Here is a 9526-nt window from a genome sequence, read left to right on the forward strand (position 1 = left end):
TTTTTCGACAGTCTGCAACTTTTTTCCTTCCCGGCTTGCAATTTTCGCCCTGCCCATTTATTTACAGGTTACTTTTTACCCCCGTTACTGCCGCCACCGGAATCGTTTTGTTTACTGCTGTTATTATCTTCGCTTTGCTTACCGTTCCCGTTTTCTGCTTTTTTTCCTTCAACTTTCTTTTCTGTTCCCCTGTGCTGTTCTTCCGGCTGTTTTACTGTTTCAGTGCGCCTTTCTTTCGCCTCTTCCTGCAATTTCTTTTGTTTTTCTTCGAATTTTTCTTGCATTTCCCTCAGCTTATCCCTGTCCTGCCGGACCTTGGAAACCAGCTGGCCGGGAACACCTCCCGCCTCCCTGACAGCCCTGGCTATGCCGTTCTCCCTTATATCTTCGATCGATATTTCCATCCCTTCCTCCAGGGCTTCCATCATTATTACGTACTTGCCGGGGGAGACCCCTTTGGACCTGGCTGCGGCGCGTATTTCGGCAGATATTTCGATAGTTTCGACCTGGGCGGGAATATTTTTTTCTTCCAGAACTTCGATGACCCTTTGTTCAAGGTTCCCGGCTCCATCCGGCAGCCCTTTCTCGCTGCTGGCAGTGATCAAAACGATGTTCTCTTTGCCTGGAGCAAGGTATTTCTCTTTCACAGCCTCTCTGGCAACTGTTTCCACGGCCTGCTGTACAGGAACCCCGATTATATTCACTTTCTGCAGCAAACTAGCGCCTTCTTCATTCAATCCCAGGGCCTCCAGGACCCTCCCTCTGCTGTTCAGACCAAGTTCCAGGCTGGGATTGATGTCAACACCGATATAGGCCACAACCTGCTGCGGGCCTGTCAGAAGCAAGCCGGGCATGGCAGGTATTAATAAAACGAACAGGACAAAACTGGCCGCAAGTGCTGCGAAGAACTTCCAGGCATAAACACGCTTCCCGGCTGCAGGCAGGCAGTACTCTACCTCGCTTCCTACCTGGGGAAATGAAGATCTTGACCAGGGGACCCGCTGGAATTCCCCCTGCGGCGTCATAACCGTGATATACCCTTGGGGGGACGTTTCCATTACCAGTCCTTTTCTTTTCTCCGTCACTGCCTTCACCCCTTTAGTCCCCGCAGGTATTCCTGCAAAAAGTAATACTCGTCCATCAGGATGACGGTTAACGCGATGATATACTTGCGCTGCCTCTCCATTGTCTTGCGGCTAACCCCGACCGTTGGCTCAAGTTCTTTCAGCGGCAGCGATTTTGTCCGCTGAAGATGCCGGCGCAGCCCATCATTTTCGTAAATTTTCCGGGCAACCTGAAAAGCAGCTACCCGGGCGTCCTGGTGCTTTGGCGAAGCCTTTACCAGGTCCTGCAGCGTTATTCCAAAAGACTCAAGCCTTTTTTTATACTCCATAATTTCGCTGCGCCGCAGCTCGCTCATTTCCTGTTCAAAAATATCGTTTCGGGTCTTTTCCCAGGTAAGCTTATCAAGCTGTTGAATGCACCCCGGCCTATCCCCTTCTTCCTCAAAAAAGGACGACCAGGGTATTTCCCTTTGCTCTCTTTGTCTTTTACGAAAATAATCAATCATCCGCCTTTTTATTACAGATTCGGCAAAGGCAAAGAAAGAGCCTCCTTGACTGCGGTCATATTTATCAAGCGCTTCGTTGAAAGCCATCAAGGCCACGCTCGCTTCATCATCCACTCCCACGTGCACAAACCGCCTGCATACTTGCGAGGCGACCTTTAGAACAAAGGGAAGGTACCGCCGGATAAGGTCCTCCCTTTGCTGTGCCTGACCCTGCTGGACCATGTCTATAGCCTGGCGCAACTGATCGTCCAACATGATCACCTCTCACTTAATAATTTCGCGGCCAGTTACCGTTTTATGCGGGTCAGCGGCGAAAAACCAGGTTCAATAACAGGGTCAGCACCAGGCTGAGAATGATCGAGGTGACCAGTGGAAAATAAAAAGTGAAATTTCCTTTGCGGAAAATAATGTCTCCCGGAAGACGGCCGATCCCGCTTATTTTGCTTATCGCCAGGAGAAACAGCCCCATCAGAACAATAAAGGCACCCAGGCTAATCAATACCCTGGCCATTCCGGAAAAATCGTTCATTCTTTCATCCCCCTATTGCTTTTTCAGCTCCTGATTTTTGCCTGCTTTTTTCAAAGGCAGGTGCCTGTCCCTTTCGCTGTAAATACACCCGCAGTACTGCTGGCGGTACATCTGTTCTTCCCTGGAAATCCTGACCCCTTCACGGTAACCGGGCCGGAAATCGTGATAATAAAATGGAATGCCCATCTCCTCACCGGCCGCCTCCCCGATGTCCTTTATCAGGTCGTGTTTCTGCATGGGGCTGACCAGAAGGGTTGAAGAAAAAGCGTCAAAACCTCCTTTTTTGGCAACCCGGGCGGCTCTTCGCAAGCGCATCCCGTAGCAAATACGGCAGCGGTCTCCTTCCCGGAACGACACGCCGCGCAGGAACTCGTCCAGCTCGTACTCGCTGTCGATTATTACGGGAAGACCCGTCTTCTCCACGTACTGTTCAAAGGTTTCCAGCCGTTTTCTAAACTCGGTGTACGGGTGAATATTGGGGTTATAAAAATACCCCGTAAGGTCATGCCCCTGCTCTGTTAACTCTTTGACCGGGAAAATGCTGCACGGCCCGCAGCAGGCATGCAGTAATATTTTCAAAGCAGTCCGCCTCCTACCACAGCGTTAAATTGGGATCCTCGTTTTTATCATAACTGATATTCAGGTGCCGGTAGGCAAGAGGGGTGGCTACCCTTCCCCGCGGGGTACGCTGCAGGAAACCGATCTGCAGCAAAAACGGCTCGTAGACATCCTCAATCGTTACCGTTTCCTCGCTGATGGAAGCAGCCAGCGTTTCTAATCCCACCGGACCTCCTCCGAATTTCTGGATTATGGTGAGCAGCATCTGGCGATCAATGGCATCAAGGCCGAGATGATCCACTTCCAGCAAATCCAGCGCTTGGTCGGCCAGCTGGCTGGTGATGACCTTCTCTCCCTGGACCTGGGCAAAATCCCGGACCCTTTTTAAAAGACGGTTGCCGATGCGGGGAGTTCCCCGGGAACGCTTGCCGATTTCCAAAGCTCCCAAGGGATCAATCCCTATCTTCAAAATGCGGGCCGCCCTTTCTATAATTGTAACCAGGTCTTCCTCCCGATAAAAGTCCAGGCGGCTGACGACACCGAACCTGTCTCTTAAAGGGGCGGTGAGGTTTCCGATCCTCGTGGTGGCTCCCACCAGGGTAAACGGGGGCAGTTCAAGGCGGATCGAGCGCGCGCTGGGTCCTTTGCCGATCACTATATCCAGGGCAAAGTCCTCCATCGCCGGGTAAAGGACCTCTTCCACCGCGCGGTTAAGGCGGTGGATCTCATCGATAAACAGGATATCACGCGGCTGAAGATTGGTCAAAATGGCAGCCAGGTCGCCGGGGCGTTCAATGGCGGGCCCTGAAGTTGCCCGGATCTGGGCTTCCATTTCCGTGGCGATGATATAGGCCAGGGTTGTCTTTCCCAAACCCGGCGGACCATAGAGCAAAACATGGTCGAGCGCCTCTTTCCTCTGTTTTGCTGCTTCTATGAACACGGCCAGGTTTTCTTTAACCTTGTCCTGCCCGATGTAGTCCCGCAAGCGGTGGGGCCTCAGCTTTTGCTCATCTGCTTCCTCTTCCGTCACGGCCGGTGTGATTATTCTTTCTTCATTCATGGTTTCCTCCAGAACTTAATATTTTGCCAGTGATTTAAAGGCTATACGCAGCAGCTCCTCAACGGATTGCTTACCCGACGAGGGATCGGGAAACGGTACGGCTTTCTGGGCTTCAGGCAGGGTGTAGCCCAAGGCCAAGAGAGCAGCCACAGCTTCCTCTCTCGCCTCGGCAAAGGACTGGGCTGTCCCCGGCCCGGCGTACTCCAGCATTTCCTGTTTCCCGACCTTATCCTTCAGTTCAAGAATTATTCTTTCGGCTGTTTTTTTCCCCACTCCCGGTATAGCGGAAAAAACCGCAGCGTCGCCAACCAGAATTGCCCTCTTCAGTTCCGGCACCCTTAATCTGGAAAGGATCGCCAGGGCCAGTTTGGGTCCAATACCGGAAACGGACATCAGCATGACAAAGAATTCTTTTTCTTCAGAACTGAAAAACCCGAAAAGACTTAAATCATCTTCTCGAATATGAAGGTACGTATAAAGAGCGATCTCCTCCCGCAGCGGAGGAAGAGATTCCCAGGTAAAGGCCGGAACAAAAATGCGGCAGCCCAGCCCGCCAGTCTGGACAACCACATAGTTTGTTCCTTTGGCAACCAGCCGGCCTTGTATAAATTCCAGCAACATTCTCACCCTTTCGACACCAACTTACAGTCAACGCAAAACCGAATGAAAAGAGTGCCCGTGACAGATGGCCACGGCCAGGGCATCAGCCGCATCGTCAGGCTTGGGTATTTCCGGGAGGTTAAGAATCGCTCTGACCATGAACTGCACCTGCTGCTTTTCCGCCCTTCCGTAGCCGACCACCGCCTGCTTCACCTGCAGCGGCGTGTATTCGAAAACAGGTAAACCTTTCAAATGCGAAGCCAAAATGATAACACCCCTGGCCTGCCCCACCACCAGCGCAGTCTTCAAATTCTTATTGAAGAATAATTCTTCAATAGCCAAGTGCTGCGGTTTAAAATTGTCGATAACACGGTTGATTCCCAAAAAAATCTCATAGAGTCTCTGCGCTGCGTCCTTCTCCTTTGCGCTCCTAATAACCCCGTATTCAATGGGCATAAAACTGCTCCCTTTTTGCTCCAGAACCCCATAGCCGGTGGCGGCTGTGCCCGGGTCCACTCCGAGAATAATCATCTTTTCCTCTCCATCTCTATCGCGGCGCCCATCCATTTATTCTCCGTTTACAGGGGATTATCCTGCTGTCGGAGCAAATAAAAAAGAGGCTTCCTGCTTCCTGGGCAAGGCCTCTTTTTATTCATCCAGGCTGTCAAGCGTGGCAACCAGTTCATCCCAGTCAATAAACTCAAAGGCGCTGTTTTTAATTTTTTCCTGCAATTCAGCCGGCAGATCAACAATCCTGATCCCGGTTTCCTGGACGATCCCGCCTTCCGTACCAACCCTTGACGGTCCCAGGTACACCGCTATCTTTTCGCCTGTCCCGTCAGGAGCAAGATGCCATCGTTTCCTGTGCAGGGGACACAGTCCGGGTTTAATTTGCCGGAGTACGACTTTACTTCCCTGCCAGCTCACTTCCCATCCCGCTTCTTGCGGGTACTTGATTTTCAGTTCGTCCTCCGACAGATTATTAAGTTCGGCCCTCGCCGCTCCCTCGAGCAGCGATTCATCCCCGCAGGAAAGCTCAAATTTCCGGCAGAGGGAATACTCATCCTTTATGTATACCGCCGTCCCGGGCCCAATAACATTGGACCTTACAGGAAGCGCCGCGACCTGCCCTCTGCCTTTATCCTCCTGCGGCAGGGCGGTCATATAACGATAGAACGCGAAAAAGCTGAGGCCAGCAGCCAAGAAAAGCCAGAAATAAAGGTGTTTGTATTGTTTCCAGGACATAAACTTACCTTCCCAGTATTATCCATAACTATTACCCATAGCATGACCAAATGCTCGAAAAAGTATACACATTACCTAAATCCCGGCCATCAGTTCGTCCGGTATTTCAAAATTGGTATAACTGTTCTGGACATCATCATGCTCATCAAGACGCTCCATCAGGCGTAAAAGAAGCCTTGCCTGCTCAGGGTCCTTTACTTCCACCGTGTTTTTGGGAATCATTGTGATCTCGGCGTCCTCAGAGGCTATCCCTTCCTTTTCCAGCCCTTCCTTCACGGACTGGAAGTCTTGCGGGGAAGTGATGATTTCTACTGTCTCGTCATCACCGGTCCTGATATCTTCCGCACCTTTGTCCAGCGCCAAGAGCAGCAAATCGTCCTCAGACAAGCTCAGTCCTTCCTTATTGATTGTAAGTACACCCTTTTCTTCGAACATCCAGCTGACGCAGCCCGTTTCACCCAGGTTTCCTCCGTTTTTTGAAAAAATGTGGCGTATCTCTCCGGCTGTCCTGTTCCTGTTATCCGTAAGAACACTTACCATAATGGCGGCTCCGCCCGGCCCGTAGCCTTCATAAACAAGCTCTTCCAAATCACCGCTTTCCTGTCCGCCTGCCCCCCGCTGTATGGCTCTTTGGATGTTTTCATTGGGCATGTTGGCAGCCTTGGCCTTCTGAATAGCTATCTTTAAACGGAAATTGGCTTCAGGGTTAGGGCCTCCAATTTTCGCCGCGACAATCAGCTCCCGCCCCAGTTTTGTGAACGCCTTCCCTTTTTGTTCGTCCTGCTTACCTTTCCTGTGCTTTATGTTCGCCCACTTCGAATGGCCGGACATATACAAAAAACCTCCCTTTAAAATTATAAAAAACTTCTATTTCAAGATAAAAACCTTCACCGACCGGCGCCCCCATCGTAAAGCCTCGTCCCTGGTTTCAAAAAACAGGTCAATGCGGTTTCCTCTGATGGCGCTGCCAGTATCAAGGGCTGCAGCATAACCGTAGCCGTCAACATACAACCGTGTACCCAGGGGTATTACACGGGGATCAACCGCTGCAATTCCCCTTGACGGCCATACATCCGTAGAGGTTCGGCTGCCCGTATGCGTATATCCCGTCGCCTTCATCTCAAGCATTTCCTTAAATTCTATAGAGTTACCGCCCCTGGAAACTGTCGTCAGTGTGCCGACTGCCACCACCTGTCTGACGGGTTTCCTGACCTGCACACTCTCGATCAATTTGCGCGCCGTCTCTTGACCATCTTCCAAAATCACCTCATAAACACGCAATTCCAGCCCGGGGATTCCTTTTTGGAGAATACGCTGTTCGCCTTTATATAAACTGTTATCCGGCACTTTTTCAATAGGAAAATCAATTCTCTTTTGTTCCGAAACGCTTTTCTTTTCAACCAGAACGGTTCTTGTCGGTGGATCAACCTGCACAGTCATGTCGCTTTTCGCGCTGCCGGGTACAATTATTGCTTGATTATCGTTAATCACTGGCGGTTCTCCATTTTTAGCCAAAAGAAAATACCCCGCAATCACGAAAAAAAGGGAGGCCGTTATTAATAAGGTGCCCTTTTGGTAAGGCTTCAAAGCTGTGTCACCTCCATGTAAGGAGTTTCGACAAAGGCGGTTGAATTCCTCCTCTTCATGCCTTTGCCTCGTTTGCGTGTTTTCATGCCGCTAAAAGAAATTGACCTGCCGGCTAATCCTAACAAGTCAACCAGTTTACCTCTTGGTTTTCCCAGGTTCTTTAATGATTTCTTTCAAATGATCAACCGCGCGCTGAAAATTTTCTCTAAACAGCGTGAGCTGTTCCTCCCGGCCGGTATGGATATAATCAATCAGGTACACATAGGTGGAAGCCAGTTGCCCTAAACTTTCCGAAAGGTCATTTCTTCCGAGCTCCTTGGCCTTTATCCCGTATTCGGATATTTGTTCCCAGATGGTTCTGGCCAGTTTTATATCTTTCATTTCAATAGCTTTGTTCGTCATTTGAACAGTATTATCAAGTAAGTTAGAAAGCGCTTCCGGGTTGTCTGCCTTCTGCCCGCTGCAGCCTGCCAAAAAGAGGTGTAACAAAAGGAGAAGCAGCAAAACGGAGCTGGACTTTTTCATGGTTTCACTCCTCGTTCACCAGGTTAAATATAGTATTGGACACTATTTCCTTGTTTAACCATCCTCGGTCATGATTAGAAACAAGAAAACAGGTTTCCCTACTATTATATATTATATGTCTTAACGCTGAAAGTTCTATTTTGAGACTGGCGATTTTTCCTCAGTTGAACCGCGGAAGAACAATTTCAAATTCTGTTCCCTTGTCAAGTTGCGAGGAAACATTAATTTTTCCGTGGTGGTTCTCTATAATCGAGTAACAAACGCTTAAACCAAGTCCTGTGCCGTTTTCCTTTGTAGTGTAAAACGGGTTGAATATCTTTTGCATCTGCTCGCCGGTCATTCCGGAACCGGTATCTTCCACCTTGATATAGACATTGTTCTGGTCATATTCAGTTATCAGTTTTAGAATTTTGACCTTGCTGCCCTGCATGGCATCAATACTGTTCAAAACAATATTAACAACAACCTGCTTGATCTGATCATAATCGCACAGGATATTGGGCATATCCGGCGCCAGTATCAAGTCTATCCTGATGTTGTTGCTCATACAATGGGCCTCCAGCAGTATGCTGATGTCCTCCATCGTGCGGTTAATATTGTGCATTGTCAGCTTGGGCTTCACAGGTTTGGCAAACTGCAGAAAATCCTTTAACAGGCTGTCTACCCGCTCGATCTCTTGATCGATTAACTCCAGGTAGTTCTGCATTACCATCTTGTCTTTCATCAACTGGTATTTATAAAGCAGCTGCACCAAGCCCTTTATTGTGGTCAAAGGGTTACGCACCTCATGGGCAATCCCCGCAGCCATCTGGCCAATCGCGGCAAGTTTTTCCCTTTCCTGCAGTTTTTGTTTTTCCACCTGCATCTGTCTTTCCAATTCCATGGAAGAGTTAACAAGCAAGCCTATCACCCAGATAAAACTCAAATAGATAAACATGTAATCAAACTCAAACCTTTTTCCCATTCCCTGGTTTATCAGAATGACAGATGTGGTCATAAAAGCGGTCAATACTGTATAAAACATGGAGTACCGCAGCGCCATGATCACCGTAGGCAGGGCAATGATGATTTGTATTGACGGGTTTTGCGTTTCCACCATTAGTTTTGCCGCCATGTACAGGTAAAGCAAGCGGAAAATGACCTCAGCCTTTGAAGGTTTTGTGTCTCTTCCACTGTAGTATAGGATAATGCTGTAAATAAGAGCGATGGATATGTTTACAATCAGCGGGCTGTACAGGCCGAAATCAAAACCTTCCGGTTGTTCTTTTTTAATAATGAGAATGCAAATAAACGCCAGGTAAACGTATTCGACAACAAAACTAAACTGTCTTATCCGGTTTAAAGAGTATCCTCCTTTAAAAAACCTCACAGGAACCTGTCCTCTTTTCATAATTTCTGGAGGGACTCCATTAATATTTGTTTTTAATACTAACCCATTAATTACCGTTAATCAATATAAACAAAAAAACTAAGGCCTTCTTGTCGAATCAAGAAGAACTTAGTCAGAATTCCTGGCGGCGACATACTCTCCCAGGCCACCAGGGCCAAGTACCATCTGCGCTGAAGGGCTTAACTGCCGTGTTCGGGATGGGAACGGGTGTTTCACCTTCGCTGTGGCCACCAGGAATATCTCAAATCGTGATGCGCTTGTCTCTTGTTCTTTCAAAACAGCACAGGGGAATGTATACGTAAGACACCTATTTGTTCGAGGTCAAGCCCTCGGCCTATTAGTACCGGTCAGCTCAATCCATTACTGGACTTACACCTCCGGCCTATCTACCTGTTCTTCTTACAGGGGCCTTACCAGGTTTGCCCTGTGGGAAATCTCATCTTGAGGTGGGCTTCGCGCTTA

The 9526-nt window shown here is 49.0% G+C and carries 12 protein-coding genes and 2 rRNA genes; all 14 read right to left on the reverse strand.

Annotated elements, in window-relative coordinates; translation table 11 throughout:
* Window positions 1-68: 68 nt before the first annotated feature.
* The gene (locus NUV48_07900) at window positions 69-1094 is read right to left on the reverse strand and encodes a hypothetical protein (GenBank protein MCR4442064.1); all 1026 of its coding nucleotides are present in this window, start codon (window positions 1092-1094) and stop codon (window positions 69-71) included.
* Window positions 1091-1825 carry an RNA polymerase sigma-I factor gene (sigI, locus tag NUV48_07905; protein MCR4442065.1) on the reverse strand — a complete coding sequence of 245 codons (735 nt, stop codon included), beginning with the start codon at window positions 1823-1825 and terminating at the stop codon, window positions 1091-1093. Before sigI ends, NUV48_07900 begins: the two co-directional genes overlap by 4 nt.
* A gap of 49 nt (window positions 1826-1874) precedes the next feature.
* On the reverse strand, window positions 1875-2099 hold the full coding sequence (locus tag NUV48_07910; GenBank protein ID MCR4442066.1) for a DUF2905 domain-containing protein: 225 nt from the start codon (window positions 2097-2099) through the stop codon (window positions 1875-1877).
* Between the two features lie 12 nt (window positions 2100-2111).
* Window positions 2112-2678, reverse strand: coding sequence for an epoxyqueuosine reductase QueH (locus tag NUV48_07915; protein MCR4442067.1), 567 nt, complete (start codon window positions 2676-2678; stop codon window positions 2112-2114).
* A 13-nt stretch (window positions 2679-2691) separates the two neighbouring features.
* Window positions 2692-3717, reverse strand: a complete 1026-nt coding sequence (gene ruvB, locus NUV48_07920) for a Holliday junction branch migration DNA helicase RuvB (protein ID MCR4442068.1) — start codon at window positions 3715-3717, stop codon at window positions 2692-2694.
* Between the two features lie 15 nt (window positions 3718-3732).
* Window positions 3733-4338 carry a Holliday junction branch migration protein RuvA gene (ruvA, locus tag NUV48_07925; GenBank protein MCR4442069.1) on the reverse strand — a complete coding sequence of 202 codons (606 nt, stop codon included), beginning with the start codon at window positions 4336-4338 and terminating at the stop codon, window positions 3733-3735.
* A 27-nt stretch (window positions 4339-4365) separates the two neighbouring features.
* The gene (ruvC, locus tag NUV48_07930; protein ID MCR4442070.1) at window positions 4366-4848 is read right to left on the reverse strand and encodes a crossover junction endodeoxyribonuclease RuvC; all 483 of its coding nucleotides are present in this window, start codon (window positions 4846-4848) and stop codon (window positions 4366-4368) included.
* Window positions 4849-4965: 117 nt separating this feature from the next.
* Window positions 4966-5562, reverse strand: coding sequence for a hypothetical protein (locus tag NUV48_07935; protein ID MCR4442071.1), 597 nt, complete (start codon window positions 5560-5562; stop codon window positions 4966-4968).
* A gap of 75 nt (window positions 5563-5637) precedes the next feature.
* A complete protein-coding gene (locus tag NUV48_07940) occupies window positions 5638-6393 on the reverse strand; it encodes a YebC/PmpR family DNA-binding transcriptional regulator (protein ID MCR4442072.1) in 756 nt (251 codons plus the stop codon).
* A 36-nt stretch (window positions 6394-6429) separates the two neighbouring features.
* On the reverse strand, window positions 6430-7149 hold the full coding sequence (locus NUV48_07945; protein ID MCR4442073.1) for a 3D domain-containing protein: 720 nt from the start codon (window positions 7147-7149) through the stop codon (window positions 6430-6432).
* A 135-nt stretch (window positions 7150-7284) separates the two neighbouring features.
* Window positions 7285-7674: a hypothetical protein gene (locus tag NUV48_07950; protein MCR4442074.1), complete on the reverse strand. Its 390-nt coding sequence runs from the start codon at window positions 7672-7674 to the stop codon at window positions 7285-7287.
* 160 nt (window positions 7675-7834) lie between these two features.
* Complete coding sequence (locus NUV48_07955; protein ID MCR4442075.1) at window positions 7835-9043, reverse strand: ATP-binding protein; 1209 nt, start codon at window positions 9041-9043, stop codon at window positions 7835-7837.
* A gap of 140 nt (window positions 9044-9183) precedes the next feature.
* A 5S ribosomal RNA gene (gene rrf / locus NUV48_07960) occupies window positions 9184-9299 on the reverse strand.
* An 82-nt stretch (window positions 9300-9381) separates the two neighbouring features.
* Window positions 9382-9526 (reverse strand): 23S ribosomal RNA (locus NUV48_07965); the annotation flags it as partial.

This window comes from Peptococcaceae bacterium (genome assembly GCA_024655825.1).
In the GTDB taxonomy this organism is placed as follows: Bacteria; Bacillota; Peptococcia; order DRI-13; family PHAD01; genus JANLFJ01.